Below are 18789 nucleotides of genomic sequence, written 5' to 3' on the forward strand. Positions count from 1 at the left end.
TGCTGATGCACGCTATTTTATGTTTTAGGTTTCAAAATTTTTCGAAATATCTAATTCTGATTTATTAATCAAAATAGGTGATTTTAAATCCCTAACAGAATTCGTAATATCAGCTTTTCTGGAGATTTTTGTATCGTTATTACTATTGGTCAAAAACAATACGATTATAGATACACTTAAGGATAATGAAGGTGTACTGAAGGTTTTCATGGTTTTAGAGTTTTAATAATGATTTAGTGTTCAATTGAAACATATTGTATTATCATAAATGTTTTGTGTTTCATTTTAGATAATATCTCAATAATCACATGTTAAAACTACTTTAGAATGTGCAGGGATGAGTACCAAGTTATAATTTGGCACTAAAAAGCAAGACCCAAATTATAATTTGGTACAGTTCTATCTATTTATAAGTAAAAAACTTGTTTTGAGAAGTTGATTTACACGATTTTACCCGTAAAATCATGATGGTTAATCAATATAAATCTGTTGATTGTTTATTCATTAATTACTTGATAATTATTGTTTTACAAGTTTTTAAAAGTGTTAGTCTATAATACAAACCTCAATTTTTCAACTTTGAAAAATATTTTTTTTATAAAAAATATTAAAAATGGTTAAAAAAATCTTAATAATAGCATATACCAAATATGAGCTATACTAAATGTAGGTAAATTGAGTAATAAATTACCCCAAATATCTCTGAGTAATTGGGTTTACATAACTGCAGAGTATAAAAATAATTAGATGTAGAGTAGGAGAAGGAGATTATGTCAAAGATGCATATCTATTTAGAATATACCTTTAAACCTTTTATTATAATAAGTTTCGTTGAGAAAGTATATTATTATAAAAGCGTCTTTTTATACCATTAGCACATTGAATTCCAGACTGTACCGTACCTTCCATATAGCCAACATTAAGACCAAAATCGGTCCAATCACCTGCAAAAAAAAGGTTTTTATATCCCGTTTCATCAGATTTGATCCTAAATTGATTAGTACCGGGTCTACCTAAAACATATTGCATTGTAGGGTCATCATTGATTTGAAAAAACTGATCGTCAAATTTTTCAGACAGAGTCTCTTTGTTCGAACATAGAAGATTGTAATCAAATTCGTCATTTTTTATTGCATTTGGCCAAAACCATTCCATATTAGAGTTCATCCACTTATGTGTATGATTTTTTAGAGCAGGAATTCCATGATTTTTTACTCCTGTATTTTCTGGCCATACACCACACCAATAAGAAATTTGATGGGGTTCATGATTTTTCCAGTTTTCGATCTTTTCGAGATAAGACATAGATGTCCAGCTATATAAATAATCTTCATAAATAACTGTATTGGCATATTGTCCTTCTTGCATACCCCATTGCCCGTGATCAAAACCAAGTTCTTTATCAGTTTTATTTAGCCAAAATTGAACATTTAAAGTTGGAGTAGTTGCAATGTTATCTACCATATTTTTCCATTGCAGATTTTTGGAAATAATATCTTTGGCGATATATTTTATGGGTTGTATTGAGGTTGCTAAAATTATTAGGTCAAAATCTTTTCCTTTTTTTAGAATTTTAGAACCCACAGGTTTCCAATCTGAGAAACTTGATTCTAAATTTATATTTTCTTGTTCGATACGTTTTGCTTGTACCGGATCTATTTGGCTTAAATCGGGTTCAGAGGTCCATTGATGAATTCCTTTTTGAATAATGAAAGGATTATATTCTGAAATTTCTTTTTTTAAATCTACTTGAACATCAATTTCAATTTCCTGAATATTTTCGTTATCAGAATATGCGATTTTAGTAGCCTTATGAAAATATTCAAATTTAACTCCTCTATTTTTTAACACCAATGTTAATGGAGCTAAAAAAGTGCCTCCTGTACCGGCAGCCAGGTACCAAACAAAACATCCTTTATAATTAGATATTTTTGTTACCATTTTTACACCTATATCGGCTCCAATCTTACCTTGTTCAATAGTGCCGTTACCACCATAAACATTACCAAATGTACCATAATATATAAATCGTACAATTGAGAATTCTAATAACTCCCTCGAAGCACCGTGTTTGCATAACCACTCGCGAAAATCATAATCATTAATTGCATCCCAATTGTAAATGCCAGTTTTTGAATCATAAACATCTGTGTAGATGCCTTCTACACATACTAAACCAAGTTCAATCATTCTTAAAACCCTTCTCAATTTTTTGGTTTTGTTTCCACAATGTTTGGCTCCTATTTGAAAAAAGTTCTTTAATCCTCTATAAACCTTAACTAATAGGTTAATAAAAATAGATTTATTTTTCCTGTACCGATATGTGGTCAGTTTTACAATAATCAATTCTAAACTTTTGGATACTTTTCCTAAAATGTAATTTGTAATCGTATTAGATTTGTTTTCTGGATTCTTTTCTTCTCTTTCAGGCACATTTACCTTAAAAAACATTTTTTGAAGTACTTTAGAAATTACTTTCTTTTTCCCATTCTTTTTCTTTTGAAAAGGTGATCCAACTAAGGTTGCTATTACAATACCTAATCCTTCTTTAATTAAGGTAAAAAAATCAGTTTGTATTGCTGTACCTGGAGTATAGGTATTATTAGGAAAAACCATGGTCCAATTATGCCAGGATTTATTTTTTTTATCATACTCAGTATTAAAAGTATACGGATTAGGAATAAATGCATCCCGCCATGATTTAAATGGGGTATCAGGAGCTAAATTATTTTCTTCAATCTCTTTATAAACTTCTTTAACCATTCTAAAAGCATTGTGATACCAACCTTGAAAGATATGAACTCCAACTTCTTCTATTCTACCATTTTTTCCTAAGCCTGTAGCAGCTTTTCCTCCACATCGCCATCCCATTTGATAAATAGTAATGTCATATTTATCTTGCCAGTTGTCTTCGTTAGTTAGTTCATAGGCACTTGTTAGTCCAGCAATACCTCCTCCTAAAATACTTATTTTCTTTTTCATTATAAGTTTATAATCGAGCTACAGACTCTTGATTTATTATTGACATCCAATACATTATAAATTCTGTTCTTTCTGTAATTCCTATTAGTTCTGCAGCAAACTGGAATAACTTTTTTTCATTCTTATCAATAACATATTTATTAACAAAAGTTCTGATATGATGCTCTAAAAAAACTTCATTAGAACTATAATTTTCTTGCGTTAACGGATAACTAATTGGGTATAGTTTCTGCCTTCTTGTTATAATTTTAACTGCTGGTAATATGGGATTAGCAAGAATTTTCCCTAATTTACCAAAAGCAAATTCTTTTCCTTCAACCATTGCTTGGGCAAACAAAACTCGCATCAAAACATCCTTAATAAAGATTTTTTCATAATGTGACTCAATTTCAATTTCCTTACTAAACTGAAAACATGCATTGATTATACTTCCATTATGCGCTTGATACCAAGATTTTGAATCTGGTTTATTAAGATAATTTAACCAATTTTTAACGGACTCCGAAATCGATTTAAAATTTGAATTTGTTTCAAAAAGCAATCGAGCAAATTCACTGTCATGAATTATTTGCATATTCATTTTCCTCCACCAAACACTTCCTTTTTTATGAATATCATCGACATCATTTAGAACACCTCTCTTAATTTCCCATTCAATAAAATCTATCTCTGATTGACCATAACCATATTTAGCTAGTTTAGAGAATCCATACTTTAGATAAAACTTCTTTCTTAGGTTTAATCTACCCTCTGGAGAATTTACTACGGTTGAACAGATTAAATCTATTTCTTCTTTTAAAGTTGATATAGAATTCATTAAAAAGACTTCATTGTTTTAAACGATCTGTTTTTATAGAAAAACATTAAAAGTATAGAAAATATGACAATGAAAGGAGATAAAATAGCTATTTAAATTTCGTATAAATACTTCAAAAAATATCGAATTAATAACAGTAGTAAAACAGACATCAAACCAGGTTTTTATATATTAAAAAATAGGGTAGAAGTAGATTTATTTATAAGAGAAGTCACAAAAAAGATTAAAGAACTGACTAAAGTGTTTTCATATATTAAAAGTAGAGCAAATATGTTTTATTCGATAATTATAATGAATTTCGTAAAAAATTAACATTTTTTCATAAAAAAAACGTATTATATGCTATTTTTTTTCGATTATTGCAAATAAAAATACTATGCATGAATAATATGTTTAAATAAATAAATTCACACTAACCCTTAAAACTTTAAAATGAAAACTCAACTAACGTTTACCAAAAAAACTTTATGGCTTTTGATTTTTACATTTGTTACTACTGTCGCCATACATGCCCAACAAGTAATAAATACAACATTGCAACATGATGGAAAAACAAGACAATATCGTCTTTACATTCCGGCTAGCTATGACGCCTCTAAACCAGCACCTCTAATTCTGAATTTTCATGGTTTTACAAATAATATTAACGTACAATATAACCAGAGCGATTTTAGACAACTTGCAGAAGACAATCAATTTATTTTTGTTACACCACAAGGTTTAGGTTTTCTTGCTGGATGGGCAATAAACAATAACTTTGGTGGCAACGAAGATGATTTAGGATTTTCAAATGCTTTAATTGATAAAATTGAAAGCGAGTTTAATATCAATCCGAAACGTATTTATGCTACTGGTTTTTCTAATGGTGGTTTTTTTAGTTATAGACTGGCTTGCGAATTAAGTCCACGAATTGCCGCCGTAGCTTCTGTAGCAGGTAGTATGACACGACGATGGATAGACCGAAATCAATGTCAACCACAGCATCCAACTGCTGTGTTGCAAATTACGGGGACTAGAGATAATACTATTTCTATAAACGGTAATGGAACTAATGAACCAATACAAGATGTTATGGAGTACTGGTCTGCGAATAACAATGGTGACGCTACACCAGAAGTTATTCAATTAGGTGGTGGATCAACACGATCTATTTGGGATAACGGCGATAATGGTGTCACAGCAGAATTTATTAGAGTCCAGGGTAAAGGACATAGCTGGAATGGAGGAAATGTAAATACTTCTGAAGAAATATGGAAATTCTTTTCTAGATTTGATATTGATGGAGAAATAGGTACAAATCCAAATCCAACGGCATGTACTACTACTATAGAATCGTTCCCGTATAACGAAAGTTTTGAAACTAATCTTGGTGCTTGGTCTAATGCGACCTCAGGAGATGATATCAATTGGACAAGAGATTCTGGTGGTACTCCTTCTAGTCAAACGGGTCCTAGTAATGGAGCTGATGGTGATTTTTATGTTTACGTAGAAGCTTCAGGAAATAATTCTGGATTTCCTAACAAAAGCGCTATCCTTAATTCGCCTTGTTTAAACTTTACTAGTTTAACTACACCAACTCTTACATTTCAGTATCATATGTTCGGTAGTGCAATCAATAGCCTGGAAGTTGAAGCCAGAACAGATAATACTGGTGCTTGGACAACTGTTTTTAGTAAAAATGGAACACAAGGTAACAACTGGATTGCTACAGATGTTGATCTTGCAGCATACGCAGGAAATGCAAGTGTGCAATTACGTTTTAATGTAGTAACAGGTTCTGGTAATAGTGGATGGCAAAGTGATATAGCAATAGACGCAATAAGTATCCAAAACGGATCAGGGGGTGGACCAGATCCAGTTTGTGAGGCATTAAATTTTAACGATTTTACAATAGATCCTTTTACTCAAGATAGAGCAGGTGATTTCTCTATTGGTAACAATGGTAATGCCTTAACATTAACAAATAATACTTGGAAATACATTTTAATGAATTATGATGTTACCGCAAATACAGTAATTGAATTTGATTTCAGTAGCACAAATCAAGGAGAAATACATGGATTAGGTTTCGAAGACAACAATTCGTTAACATCATCTCGTTATTTTAAAGTACATGGTACTCAAAATTATGGAGTAACTAACTATGATAACTATTCTTCGGGCACTACTAAATACATTATCCCTGTTGGAAACTTCTATACTGGATCTATGGACAGATTAGTATTTATTAATGATAACGATGCAGGATCTGGAAATAACTCTACATTCTCTAATGTTAGAATTTATGAAGGTACTTGTGGAGGAGCTTTAATTACACAAATACCTAGTGATTTTGGTAAGGTAACTCCAATTTTAGGTACAGATGATGAAGAAATATCTTCTTTTGCAACATTATATCCTAATCCAACAAATGATCAATTTTCTCTTAATGTAAGTTCTGAAAACACTAAAAATACGATCGTAAAGATATTTAATACTTTAGGGCAAAAGGAATATGAAACAAAATTAAAATCTGGAATAAATAATTTCTCTGCCAATAGCTTAGAACTAAGTTCTGGAATTTATATTGTAAAAATCAAATCTGAAAGAAGTGAGGAAATCGTTAAAAAACTAATCATTAACTAAAAAAGAATAAATTTATACTATAAAGATGCTTCGGTTTTGTACCTGAAGCATCTTTTATTTATGGTAAAAGAAAACAACCTTCTAATTTTTAGAAGGTTGTTTTTTTAACAGAAACATTTTAATCTGTGTATTTAATACAAGTCTGAATTATCTTCAAACAAGATTTTACTAATTCACTAATAGATTTAATGTACGACTTGATCCTGAAGGATCTAAAATTCTTACCAAATATAATCCCGTTTCAATTCCAGAAACATCTATAGTCACAGTGTTTGTACTTTCTTTTACTAACTGTGATTTTATTTTCTTCCCGGTAAGGTCTGAAATAGTTATTAAATTATCCTTTAAATCTGTCTGATTTAGTATAGAAATTTTTTCAACTGCAGGGTTAGGGAACATTTTAAAAGATATTTGATCATCTTTAGCTGTTGATACTTTAGGGTCGCAAATAGGAGCTGTTTCAGTATTGCTAAAATAAATACTATATCCATCTGCAACTAATACAAAGTTTCCATTATCAATAGCTGCAAAGTAATCTCCATCCAATCCAGTTATACCCGAACCAGTTATAGAAATTCCAGGGTTCGCTTCATTAAAACTTTGAACATTTTCTGAGAAATTAATATACCATGGTGCTACATTTAAGTCAAATGAAAATTGATACAAACCATTGTTTGCTAAATCCCAGTTTACAGTAAACTTGGTAACACTTTCCATATTTGGACCACCGGTACCTAAAACATGAACATTATTGAACGAAGTGAATATTGTTTCTAAAGGTGCACTTAATGGTGTTTCAAACGCACAATCACCACTTGGAGGATTTACTACAATATCACCATCAACTACTAATGAAACTGAAGCCGTAGCAGCACCACCTTTTCCATCACTTATGGTAAGGGTTGCAGTGTATTCTCCTGCAGAATATGTATGAGTAGATATTGGTTCTCTTCCAAAAGTTCCATCACCATAATCAATATTAAATGTTAATGGATCTCCATCAGCATCAGTAGATCCTGAGGCATCAAAACTTACTTCGAATGGGTCTGTTCCCGTTAAAGCAGAAGCAATAAAAGAAGCTACAGGAGCACTATTTGTAGGAGGAGTTGTTACACCTTCACAATCAGGGGCTGTACTAGAAGTACTGAAATAAATAGTAAAACCTTCAGTTTGCGAAACCATAACAAAATTACCATTATCAATTGTTACAGCATAAGTGCCATCTAGACCTGCAAAACCAGTACCAGTAAGCGTAATTTCAGGATTAGCAGCATTAAAAGTATATGTTGCACTTTCTAATAAATTATTCCACCAATTTGGTATACCGTTATTCGTATTTATGGATAATTGATATAATCCATTATTAATAGCATCCCAGTTAATTGTAAAGTCAGTTACCGTGCTTAAATCAGGACCACCGCCACCTAGAACATATACGTTACTAAATGAAGCATTTATTGATGGTAACGCTGTTTGTAATGGAGTGTCAAAAGGACAAGGAATTTCTTCACAATTTGGATCTACAACTAGACTAATCGTCTCGACAGAGCCACTACTAAACTCACCATCACTTACAGTTAATGTAACAGTAGCGCTATCTAAACTAGCATAGGTATGAGAAACATTAACACCTTGAGCTGTAGTTCCATCACCAAAATCCCATGTATATGTCAATGTATCACCATTTGGATCAGAAGAATCAGAGGCATCAAAAGTAACATCAGGACCTCCACAACGGCCATTATCAGTAATAAATTTAGCAACTGGTGGTTGATTAGGTAATGATGTAGTTCCAAAATCAACATCACTTGTAGAATAAAAAGCTTCTGGGGTAAGTGAGCGTTGCCAAATACTATAGATTACATGTTTACCTGTTCTTTGTGGTAATACAACATCTATATTATCGGTTGCCGAAGCCGGCCTTGGGCCTGTACGTGTTAGAAGTTCTAAGCTATCCCAAGTAAGTGGTTGATCTGGTGTCCAATCTGCTTTTGTTATATATACATCATAATACAAAGTTTGATGTGGTGCTGTATTGGTCCAAGTAACGGTGTAAGGACCTGGAGTAACCTGTGTGGTAACCCAATCATTTCTTACTTGATCTAATCCACCGTATTTATCAGGTCGTCCTGCACTGGCTAGATTACCGTCTGCAATAATTTCTCTATGTCTGCCACCCGCATCCATTCTTGCAACTTCGTTCCAGTCATAGAATGCCTGTGTTCCCCAACCGATAATTGATGCTTCACAAGCAGGAGAATCAGGGCTTTGCGGATCTTCTTGAAAACAAATCCACACACGACTAGGTGGGTTTGTTACAGTACCATGAGTAAAAATGGATTGAATCGGAGCTAATAAAAAGGTGACGCAGACCAAAATATGAGTAAGCCATCTTTTAAATGGGATGATAATCCCAAGTTGAGTTTTGTTAGTTAGTTCGGTTTTTTTCATACTACTAAGATTAAGTTAAAAATTATGTGTGAAAATCAAATTCAATCAATACCAAGGTATTAATCATTGAGTTGGTTATTATTTTCTACAAAATTTTCTAGGGGAATAAGAGGTTCATGAATCCCTATTATAGTATAACAACTTAAAAGTACAAACTCCTTTATTAAAAAGGTAATTTTTTAACAGATAACTAAAAAAACACTTAAATTTTTAATAGAATGATCTAATTCGTTTTTCTATTTAGCTTATAATCAGGAAGAAAAAGAATTTTTCTTTACAAAAAAATGAAGAATTATATTTTGAGGGTAGTATATGCTATGACTCTTTTTTTAAAATTTCAATATGTCTTTCAATACGTTTGATTTCTTCAGGCAAAGTACCTTTATAAACACCTCGTATATGGCCGTCCTTATCTACTAATATTAAATTTTCGGTATGTATAAAACCATTTTCGTCATTCGTTTCGTTATAAATTTCGTCAGCAAAATAGGCCTCTCTTGCTAATTTGTATATCTTTTCCTTCTCACCAGTCACCAAGTGCCATTTTTTAGGATTTACATCTCTTAAATCACCATATTCTTTTAAAACCTCTACTGTGTCATAACTAGGAAAAACAGTATGAGAAATTAATTTAATTTCTTCATCCTTAGAATAAATATCCTGCAGCATATGCATATTATTAGTAAGTTTTATACAAATACTTGGGCAAGTAGTAAAAAAGAAATTAGCTACATAAATATATCCCTTAAAATTAGTGTTGGTTACCTCGTTACCTAATTGATTTGTAAACTTAAAGTTCGGAATCTTGTGAAACTTTTTTAGTTCATCTTCGCTTGATAACCAGGTAGGAGTAAAGTCAGAAGTGTTATAATACGGTAATTTATCAATTTTAGTCGTTGTTTCTTGTTTACAGGAAATAAAAAAACTTCCTAAAAAAATTATCAAAATGCTTATTTTTTTAATCAACATAGTTATCAGGTTTACAATTTATAGATCCAATTAAGCCAAAACGTTCACCATTTATGACAAGGTAATTTGCTATAATTTTACCTTTAAAATCCCACTTTTTTTGTGTGCCATCTTCCTTGCCATTGGTAAAGTTAAACTCTTTGGCTAACTGCCCATTACTATACCATTCTTGTTGCATTCCGATTTGATTTCCATTATCATCAAAATGATAAACGAACTCTAGTTGTCCATTATCCCACCATCCTTTATGAGTTCCGGATTTTTTACCGTCGGTATAAAAGCGTACTGCTGCTAACTCACCGTTGAAAAAGAACTTTTGTTCTTTACCATGCTTCTTTCCATTCAAATATGTTATTCTATTCACAATAAGTGTATCAATTTTAGAAGAAAGTGTTCCTGAATAGGGCATATTTTTATAATACATCACCCCATTAGCTAGAGCCAAATTTTTATCATTGATATTCAGATTATTTACCTCAGAATCACAAGCGTTAAGAAAAAAAAGAAAAAGTAAATATCTTATTTTTAGAATAGGATACATTAAAAGGTTGAGTTTTTTAGTCGGTTTATTAAACTAAAAATACAATTTTATATTATACCGTTTTGTAACTTTTTTATGAATCAAGGTTTTGTAATTATAATTTCTTATGTTAATTTAAATCCCATGTTTGTCAAGAAAAATTGGTGTCATTTTATGTATTCATCCTTAAATTAAGAACTAATAAAAAGAATGTTGCATTAATTTTTGGTGTAAGAAATAAAATTGGACCATTCCCAAGGGGTATAAATATCCGCTAATGCAATCTCTAATAATTCTTTATAAATACTTTCTCCGTTATCACTATTAGTCATGATCAATATTCCTTTACCAGCTTCTGGAAATAAAATTGAATAATGTTGAAATCCATCACCATGTCCGCCTTTAGTCACAGCTTTACCGTAAGGTGTATCAAAATTTAGCCAAGTTAACCCACAACTCAAGTTAATAGCATCATATTTATTGGTTGGTGTTTTAGAATTAGGACCAAAATGTGCCAAAGATCTAATTCTAATTTGAGAGCTAAACATTTCATTATAAGATTCTGTATTTAGAATTTGTTTGTTCAACACAGCCGTTAAGAATTTTGTATAATCACTTGCTGTGGTTTCAAGAGTACTGGCAGATCTGGGTTCATTATCAATATCTTTATCATAGACTTTGCCTTTTGTAGTATGACCATGAGCAAAATCATTCATAAATCTTGGTTGCCATTGGTATGATGTATTGTTCATTTCTAAAGGTTTAAAAACAAGTTCTTGAGCTAGTTCCTCAAGAGGTTTGTTTGTTAGTTTTTCTATAACCACTTGTAGATATACTAAGCCCTCGCCACTGTAGAAATATTTAGAACCTGGTTCAAAATTCACTCTTAATTTTCTGTCAGTTTCAAAAAACCTCCAGTTATTAAACCCAGCGGTATGTGCTAGACACATTCTTGCTGTTATTTTATGATATAAACTATCTGTTTTTAAATCTGAATAGTTATCGTGCCAACGAGTTTGCGGCTCATATTCATAAATTTTCTTTGGTAAATACGATTCAAGGGGTATGTCTAAATCAATTATATTGTTTTCTACTAATTTCATAACAAGTAAGCCAAAGACAGCCTTGCTTAAGGAAGCACCATAGATATTAGTAGAATCTGTAAGAATAAGTTGTTTCGGGACATTTTTGTATCCAAAAGTATTTTGATAAATAGGTTTTTTATGATTAAATACTGTAACAGCCATTCCATGCACTTGTGCGTCTTTTATAAGTTGGTTTATTTTCTTTGTTAAAGAATCTTTAGAAACATAGCTTCCATCTAAACGTTCTATAGTATTGATATTTGTTTGATTACAACTAGTAAAAAATAATAGTCCAATAATTACCAAACTAGATAATATGGATGATTTATTCTTCTTCTTTTTTCTTATGAATGGAAATGACAATGGGTAAAAGCATTTTTGGGAGCTTGTTACTTTTATGATATTAATAAGCATAACTAAAATTCCAAATGGAATGACCGCAATAAAAAGGAAAAATCCCCATTTTTCAATAGTTACTAAAGCAATTAAGCTTAAAAGGTAAAGAAAAGTCATACTAATTTGAAAATTAATGATTTTCCTGCCATGCGTATCGTAAATACTGTTGTCTTCTCTTTTATGAATCCATAGAAATAGTGGAAGTAAAATATTAGAAAGGGGAATAATGAATCCTAAAAAAGGTGTGCTATGTAGTAAAATAAGCCACTTCTTTTGTATGTCTTCTTCTTTAGGGTTTTCTAAAACAATAAGATCATTAACTTCTATATCTAAAGCATTAGCTAGTAGTTTTATTGTTTGTAGATGTGGGTTTACATCCCCTTTTTCTATACGTTGAATGGTTCTTACTGTGACTTGGGTACTTTCAGACAATTGTTCCTGTGTGAGGCCTTTTAATTTTCTTTGATAGATTAAATTTTTTCCGATTGAACTGGTTTTCATGTTTTTCGTTTTTTTGATACTACAAAGTTACGATCACGCCCATGTTTTTATAACGACATTTAGATGTCACCTTGATGTCATTTGTAAGTTTAATAGGCAATTTCATTAAAAATACTGCTAATTTTTGCACTCATACCAATTAGATATCAAATAATAGAAAATCTATTAATCATAATACATAATAGTTATTTCATGATTATTATTTTTACAAACTTCTTACATTTTAGTTATCAATTTTTCAGTTAAATTCATAGTTTTGCGTATATGATACGCCAAAATATTAAAGTAGCAGTAGACGCAGTAGTCTTTGGGTATAAGAACAAATCCCTTAATGTATTATTAATTAAAAGAAATATAGATCCTTTTAAAGATTCTTGGGCATTACCTGGCGGTTTGGTTTTAGAAGATGAAAGTCTAGAACATGCGGTAGAACGTGAACTGAAAGAAGAGACTAATGTAACTGTTGATTATATGGAACAGTTATATTCATTTGGACAGCCAAATAGAGATCCTAGAAATAGAGTAATTAGTATTACATATTTTGCTTTAGTAAAACCAGAACATCATGAAATTAAAGCAGATACCGACGCTAAAGATGTTGCTTGGTTTGATATCCAAAAGCTCCCTGAATTAGCATTTGATCATAAAATAATACTAGAGAAAGCAAAAGAAAGACTCCGCAATAAACTAACATACGAACCTATTGGTTTTGATCTGTTAGACGACAAATTCTTATTTTCTGATCTGGAAAAACTATATATGACAATTCTTGAGAAACAAATTGATCGTAGAAATTTCAGAAAAAAAATACTTAGCTTTAATATCCTCGAAGAATTAGACGAAAAGGTATCCGAGGGTAGAGGTAGACCAGCTAATTTATTCCAATTTAATAAAAAACAATACTTTATACATAAAAAAGAAGGATTTCTTTTTGATATTAAATAGCTGATTTTAAAGCTCTAACAAACATTATCGAAGGGTTTTAGTTTATTTAATGTGTTTTTTACGCAAAATATTTGGTGGTTTCATTCTTGAAACATAAATTTGCGTAAAAATAACACAATAATAAAATGAGCCATAGTACTAATTTAAATACCAATACCATATTTATTAATGGCGAATTTTATCTGACAATACTTAAGAAATAAAAAAATCCAGATGAAATATTTACATTTAGATCCTTCGTTCGCACCATATGATAAATCAATAGATTTTGAATCATTTACCTTTACAGGGGGGGAACCACATATAAAAATTCTAGAACAAGGTTTAGAAGATGCAGTTACAATTACACACCGTATTAACTCATTCAATGATTTAGGCCTATTGTTATTAGCTACAGACGCGTTACGCAGAATGGATGTAAAGGTGATCAATGCTTTTATTCCGTATTTTCCTGCAGCAAGACAAGATAGAGTTATGGTTCCAGGAGAATCATTAAGTGTTAAAGTATATGCAGATATCATCAATACTCAAAATTACAATAGGGTCACCATTTTTGATCCACACTCTGAAGTAACTCCCGCATTACTAAACAACGTAAAAGTGATTCCGAATTATGAGTTTGTAAAAGAAAGCATAAAAGAGATTAAGGAAGAAGTAGTTTTGGTTTCTCCTGATGGAGGAGCTTTAAAAAAGATTTATAAAGTATCTGAGTATCTTGGTGGCATTGAGGTCATAGAATGTTCTAAAAAAAGAGATGTTAAAACTGGACGATTATCAGGTTTTAGAGTATATGAAGAAGATCTTAAAGAAAAGCACTGTTTGATTGTTGATGATATATGTGATGGGGGAGGTACTTTTCTTGGATTGGCAGAAGCCTTAAAACAAAAAAATGCAGGTACACTAAGTTTAGCTATAAGTCATGGAATCTTTAGCAATGGTTTTGAACAACTGGGAAAACAATTTGATGCCATTTACACTACAAATTCGTGTAAAGACATTGATCAAGAAGTAATAACTCAAATACCTGTACTATAATGAAGGTAATACAAGCGACAGAGAAATTGGTCATAGAAGGTAAAATCAGTGTTTTTCTTGCAGGTAGTATTGAAGGGGATACAGCTATACGATGGCAGGATAATATAATTGAAAAATTATCAGAAGAAAACGTAACCTTATTTAACCCAAGACGATCAAGTTGGGATAATAGTTGGAAACAAGAAATTAGTAATGTTCAGTTTAAAGAACAGGTAACTTGGGAACTAGAAGCATTAGAACAAGCAGATATGATCATAATGTATTTTGATCCATCGGCAAAATCTCCAATATCTTTACTAGAATTAGGATTGTTTGCCAATAGTGGAAAACTTATTGTATGCTGCCCTGATGGTTTTTGGAGAAAAGGAAACGTGGATATTGTTTGTGAACGCTATGACGTACAACAAGTAAGTAAATTAGAACATTTAGTTCAAGAAATTAGAAAGAAACTGAAATGAAGTATTCATTACAAAATACAAAAGAACGATTTAACAAAGGAAAAAGTCTAAAATACCTTTTCTTTTGGGGACATACACCAAACAAAGACGGAAGTATTGGTAAGAGTTGTTTTAGTCAATGGTGGCCTTCTTCTTTTGAAGTTGAAAGTGTCAGCTATAAAACTGCAGAACATTGGATGATGGCTGAGAAAGCTCGGTTATTTGAAGATCATAAAGTTTTGGAAGAAATAATTGTTTGTAATCATCCTATGGAAGCAAAACAATTTGGTAGAAAAGTAAAAAATTTTGATCCAGTGATTTGGGATCATCATAAATATGAAATCGTAAAAAAAGGGAACTTATATAAGTTTTCTCAACATGAAGATTTAAAAGAGTTCTTATTAAACACAAAGAAAAGAATTTTAGTAGAAGCTAGTCCTAGAGATAGAATTTGGGGTATAGGGATGGGGCAGAGTAACGAAAAAGCTCAAAATCCTAATTTATGGAGAGGAAAGAACCTTCTGGGTTTTGCCTTGATGGAAGTGAGAGATGAGTTAAAATAAGTAAAATGAAATTACAATTAAAAAAATATATAGAACAACAAAATGACTGGCCGCAAAGTGGTTATCATATAATGGCACAATATAGTGAAGAGAAGATCATAGTCTATCAATCTTATCGACCAGATATTGGGAATTTTGCAGCAAAAAATCAATATTTTGGTGGTGAATTTAGCTTAAATCGAATGACTTGGATCAAACCAAATTTTTTATGGATGATGTTTCGTAATGGGTGGGGAACAAAAGAAGGACAAGAAGTTGTACTAGCAATACACCTTAAAAGGGAAGCTTTCGAAAATTATGTACAAAATGCGGTGTATTCTTCTTTTAAACCAGAATTATATGATTCATATAATGTTTGGCAAGAAGATATACAAAAATCTAATGTTCGATTACAATGGGATCCAGATCATGATCCTTATGGAACTAAATTGGATCGTAGAGCTATACAAATTGGTTTAAGAAATGAATTTATAAAATCTTATGCTAAGGATGATATTATCCAGATAGAGGATATTTCAGAATTTGTTAAAGAACAATATGAGTTTGTAAAATCAAATGATTTAACAGCGTTATTAATTCCTGATGAAAAGCCGTTAATTTTTCAGAATGACGACTTGAATAAATATTTAATGTTGAAATGAAAAGGATTAATTATTTAAAAGGAGATGCTACAGCACCTCAAGCTAAAGGAGTTAAAATTATAGTTCATGTTTGTAATAATCTGGGGGGTTGGGGTAAAGGTTTTGTCTTGGCAATTTCTAAAAGATGGGCCGAACCAGAGAAATTGTATAGACAATGGCATCGTAATAGAGCAAAAAATGATTTTGAATTAGGAGCAATTCAAGTCGTAAAAGTTTCTGAATATATTTACGTAGGTAATATGATAGCGCAACAAGGAGTGAAAACGGGTAGTAATGGTGTACCTATTAGATATGAAGCAGTTAAAACTTGCTTAGAAAAGATAGCCCTAGAAGCAGAAAAGCTAGATGCGAGTATACATATGCCAAGAATAGGATGTGGGCTCGCGGGAGGAAAATGGCAAAGAATAGAGCCAATAATTGAAGAAACCTTAATCCAAAAAGGTATAAACGTTTTTGTTTATGATTTTGAGTAAAAAATGAAATTAAAGATAATTCAAGCCGATATTACTACAATAAAAGTTGATGCGATAGTTAATGCTGCAAATTCTTCTTTATTAGGTGGTAGTGGAGTAGACGGTGCTATACATCGTAAAGGAGGATTAGAAATATTGAATGCTTGTAGAGCCATTATTTCTAAACAAGGAAAATGTAAGGTTGGTGAAGCCGTTATTACAACTGCAGGTAATTTGCCAAGTCAATTTGTGATTCATACTGTTGGCCCTGTTTGGAATCAAGGAGGTATAGAAAAAGAACAATTATTGGCTAATTGCTATACAAATTCTATAGCGTTAGCAATAGAAAATGAAATTAAAATCATAGCTTTTCCAAATATCAGTACAGGTATCTATAAGTTTCCTAAAGAACTTGCTGCTAGAATTGCTATACAGACAGTCAGAAATCATAAAGACGCTTACAAATTTAAAGAAGTCATATTTGTTTGTTTTGATCTTGAGAATTTCGAGTGTTATAAAAAAATAATAAAGAATGATGAAAACAAATCATAAACCTATAAGTAAATTTTTAAGCCTAATTTTAAGACATAATCCTGCCAAAATAGGATTACAATTAGATGATAATGGATGGGCCGATGTAACAGAATTACTATCAAAAAGTAAAAACCATAGCCCTAATTTAGACATTGATTTATTAAAAGAAATTGTTCAGAATAATGATAAAAAACGATTTGCCTTTAATGATGATCAATCTAAAATTAGAGCAAATCAAGGACATTCTGTAAACATTAATTTAGGCTATATACCAAAACAACCACCAGAGTTCTTATATCATGGTACTGTTGCTAAATTTATAGATGCCATCAAAGAAAAAGGAATATTGAAAATGAGTAGACATCATGTACATCTTAGCCAAGACAGAGAAACAGCGTTAAAAGTAGGATCAAGAAGAGGCAAACCCATTGTTCTTACTTTAAGGTCCGGAGCAATGCATACAAATGGTGTAGAATTCTTTCAATCAGATAATGGTGTTTGGTTAACCGATCATGTTTTACCAGAGTATATTGAGTTTAAAAATTAAAAGAATGATCAAAAAAATTGAATTACATCCTGAAATTTTTATGGTTAAAAATTTTCTTTCAAAACAAATGTGTGATCATTTTATAGTGAAAGGAGAAAGAGTTTCTTTTAAAGAAGCCAAGGTCAATATTGATGGCAAGCAAGTTATGTTTAAAGGTATTCGTAACAATAAGCGTATTCTGTTTGAAGATATAGATCTAGCACAAAAGATCTGGCTACAAATACAACCCCACGTAAAACAGATTTTTGATGGCTATAAAGCTATTGGAATAAATGAGATGTTTCGAATTTACAAATATGAAAATGGTGAAAGATTCAAAATGCATAGAGATGGTAAATATGAACGAAACACGAAAGAACGTAGTTTTTATTCATTTCTGATATATTTAAATGAAGATTTTGAAGGAGGGGAAACCTATTTTGAAGAAGGAATTACAATAAAGCCCCAAATTGGCGATGCTTTATTATTTCATCATCCTTTACGACATGAAGGCAAACCAATTATTTCAGGAATTAAATACGTACTGAGAACTGATATAATCTATCAATTACAATGAGAACGCTTGTAATAGGGGATATACATGGCGGGCATAAAGCTTTACTTCAAGTATTAGATAGAGCCAAAATCACCTCCAGGGATACTCTGATTTTCTTAGGAGATTATGTAGATGGTTGGAGTCAATCTGCCGAAACAATAGAAAAACTAATAGAACTATCCCTATCCAATAACTGTGTTTTTATAAAAGGTAATCATGACCTTTGGTGTGGATTATGGTTAGAAAGAGGCACAACTAATCCTGTTTGGTTAGCACATGGTGGGCAAGAAACTATTCAAAGTTATATCCGTACAGGTTATGTAACCAAAGACACACACAAAAGATTTTTTAACAACTTACAGGATTATTATTTGGATAAAAATAATCGTTTGTTTGTACATGCAGGTTTTACATCTATGCACGGAGTAGGTAAAGAAGAATATGAATCTAATTATTATTGGGATCGAACACTTTGGGAAGCCGCTATGCTTGCTGCTAAGGTAAATCAAGAAACCTTGAATTCTTATCCCCCAGAAAGATTTAAACATTATTCTGAAATTTATATTGGTCATACACCCACTACAAATTATGATCAAACCACCCCAATCAAGGCATATAAACTCTGGAATATCGATACAGGAGCTGCTTTTACAGGTAAACTAACAATCCTTGATATCGATACAAAGAACTATTGGCAAAGTGATGTGCTACCCATGTTGTACCCAGAAGAAAAAGGTAGGAATTAAAGGTATTA

18 protein-coding genes are annotated in these 18789 nt (G+C 31.4%); 11 read left to right on the plus strand and 7 right to left on the minus strand.

What is annotated here, in order from left to right; translation table 11 throughout:
* Positions 1–24: 24 nt before the first annotated feature.
* The 3 genes from AWE51_RS04635 to AWE51_RS04645 all read right to left on the minus strand — a co-directional run bounded on the left by AWE51_RS04635 (position 25) and on the right by AWE51_RS04645 (position 3799).
* A complete protein-coding gene (locus tag AWE51_RS04635) occupies positions 25–210 on the minus strand; it encodes a hypothetical protein (RefSeq protein ID WP_066310123.1) in 186 nt (61 codons plus the stop codon).
* A 606-nt stretch (positions 211–816) separates the two neighbouring features.
* Positions 817–2982, minus strand: a complete 2166-nt coding sequence (locus AWE51_RS04640) for an NAD(P)-binding protein (RefSeq protein WP_066310126.1) — start codon at positions 2980–2982, stop codon at positions 817–819.
* Between the two features lie 7 nt (positions 2983–2989).
* Positions 2990–3799 (minus strand): hypothetical protein, encoded by an 810-nt coding sequence (locus AWE51_RS04645; RefSeq protein WP_066310129.1) that lies wholly within the window; start codon positions 3797–3799, stop codon positions 2990–2992.
* 432 nt (positions 3800–4231) lie between these two features.
* Here AWE51_RS04645 and AWE51_RS04650 point away from each other — a divergent pair, with 432 nt between their 5' ends.
* A complete protein-coding gene (locus tag AWE51_RS04650) occupies positions 4232–6424 on the plus strand; it encodes a T9SS type A sorting domain-containing protein (RefSeq protein ID WP_066310133.1) in 2193 nt (730 codons plus the stop codon).
* Positions 6425–6592: 168 nt separating this feature from the next.
* Here AWE51_RS04650 and AWE51_RS04655 read toward each other — a convergent pair whose 3' ends face one another.
* The 4 genes from AWE51_RS04655 to AWE51_RS04670 all read right to left on the minus strand — a co-directional run bounded on the left by AWE51_RS04655 (position 6593) and on the right by AWE51_RS04670 (position 12346).
* A complete protein-coding gene (locus AWE51_RS04655; RefSeq protein WP_082832309.1) occupies positions 6593–8875 on the minus strand; it encodes a lytic polysaccharide monooxygenase in 2283 nt (760 codons plus the stop codon).
* 315 nt (positions 8876–9190) lie between these two features.
* A complete protein-coding gene (locus AWE51_RS04660) occupies positions 9191–9820 on the minus strand; it encodes an SCO family protein (protein ID WP_232517340.1) in 630 nt (209 codons plus the stop codon).
* Between the two features lie 13 nt (positions 9821–9833).
* Positions 9834–10385 (minus strand): toxin-antitoxin system YwqK family antitoxin, encoded by a 552-nt coding sequence (locus tag AWE51_RS04665; RefSeq protein ID WP_066310137.1) that lies wholly within the window; start codon positions 10383–10385, stop codon positions 9834–9836.
* Between the two features lie 197 nt (positions 10386–10582).
* Entirely contained in the window at positions 10583–12346 is a 1764-nt protein-coding gene (locus tag AWE51_RS04670) for a serine hydrolase (RefSeq protein ID WP_066310139.1), read from the minus strand.
* Positions 12347–12610: 264 nt separating this feature from the next.
* Between AWE51_RS04670 and AWE51_RS04675 the strand changes: the two genes are divergently transcribed.
* The 10 genes from AWE51_RS04675 (at position 12611) to AWE51_RS04720 (ending at position 18781) form a co-directional block, all read left to right on the plus strand.
* Positions 12611–13291 carry an NUDIX hydrolase gene (locus AWE51_RS04675; protein ID WP_066310142.1) on the plus strand — a complete coding sequence of 227 codons (681 nt, stop codon included), beginning with the start codon at positions 12611–12613 and terminating at the stop codon, positions 13289–13291.
* 213 nt (positions 13292–13504) lie between these two features.
* Positions 13505–14326 (plus strand): ribose-phosphate diphosphokinase, encoded by an 822-nt coding sequence (gene prs / locus AWE51_RS04680; protein ID WP_066310145.1) that lies wholly within the window; start codon positions 13505–13507, stop codon positions 14324–14326.
* Entirely contained in the window at positions 14326–14784 is a 459-nt protein-coding gene (locus AWE51_RS04685) for a nucleoside 2-deoxyribosyltransferase domain-containing protein (protein WP_066310148.1), read from the plus strand. The genes prs and AWE51_RS04685 overlap by 1 nt, the downstream gene beginning before the upstream one ends.
* Positions 14781–15326 carry an NADAR family protein gene (locus AWE51_RS04690; protein ID WP_066310150.1) on the plus strand — a complete coding sequence of 182 codons (546 nt, stop codon included), beginning with the start codon at positions 14781–14783 and terminating at the stop codon, positions 15324–15326. The genes AWE51_RS04685 and AWE51_RS04690 overlap by 4 nt, the downstream gene beginning before the upstream one ends.
* A 5-nt stretch (positions 15327–15331) precedes the next feature.
* Positions 15332–15967, plus strand: a complete 636-nt coding sequence (locus AWE51_RS04695) for a DUF4291 domain-containing protein (RefSeq protein WP_066310152.1) — start codon at positions 15332–15334, stop codon at positions 15965–15967.
* Positions 15964–16440 carry a macro domain-containing protein gene (locus tag AWE51_RS04700; protein WP_066310158.1) on the plus strand — a complete coding sequence of 159 codons (477 nt, stop codon included), beginning with the start codon at positions 15964–15966 and terminating at the stop codon, positions 16438–16440. Before AWE51_RS04695 ends, AWE51_RS04700 begins: the two co-directional genes overlap by 4 nt.
* Positions 16441–16443: 3 nt before the next feature.
* A complete protein-coding gene (locus tag AWE51_RS04705; protein WP_066310162.1) occupies positions 16444–16971 on the plus strand; it encodes an O-acetyl-ADP-ribose deacetylase in 528 nt (175 codons plus the stop codon).
* The gene (locus tag AWE51_RS04710; protein WP_066310165.1) at positions 16952–17500 is read left to right on the plus strand and encodes an RNA 2'-phosphotransferase; all 549 of its coding nucleotides are present in this window, start codon (positions 16952–16954) and stop codon (positions 17498–17500) included. The genes AWE51_RS04705 and AWE51_RS04710 overlap by 20 nt, the downstream gene beginning before the upstream one ends.
* Before the next feature lie 4 nt (positions 17501–17504).
* Positions 17505–18056, plus strand: coding sequence for a 2OG-Fe(II) oxygenase (locus tag AWE51_RS04715; protein WP_066310988.1), 552 nt, complete (start codon positions 17505–17507; stop codon positions 18054–18056).
* Positions 18053–18781 (plus strand): metallophosphoesterase, encoded by a 729-nt coding sequence (locus tag AWE51_RS04720; protein WP_066310170.1) that lies wholly within the window; start codon positions 18053–18055, stop codon positions 18779–18781. The genes AWE51_RS04715 and AWE51_RS04720 overlap by 4 nt, the downstream gene beginning before the upstream one ends.
* The last annotated feature ends 8 nt before the right edge of the window (positions 18782–18789 follow it).

Origin of the sequence: Aquimarina aggregata, assembly GCF_001632745.1 — a bacterium.
In the GTDB taxonomy this organism is placed as follows: Bacteria; Bacteroidota; Bacteroidia; order Flavobacteriales; family Flavobacteriaceae; genus Aquimarina; species Aquimarina aggregata.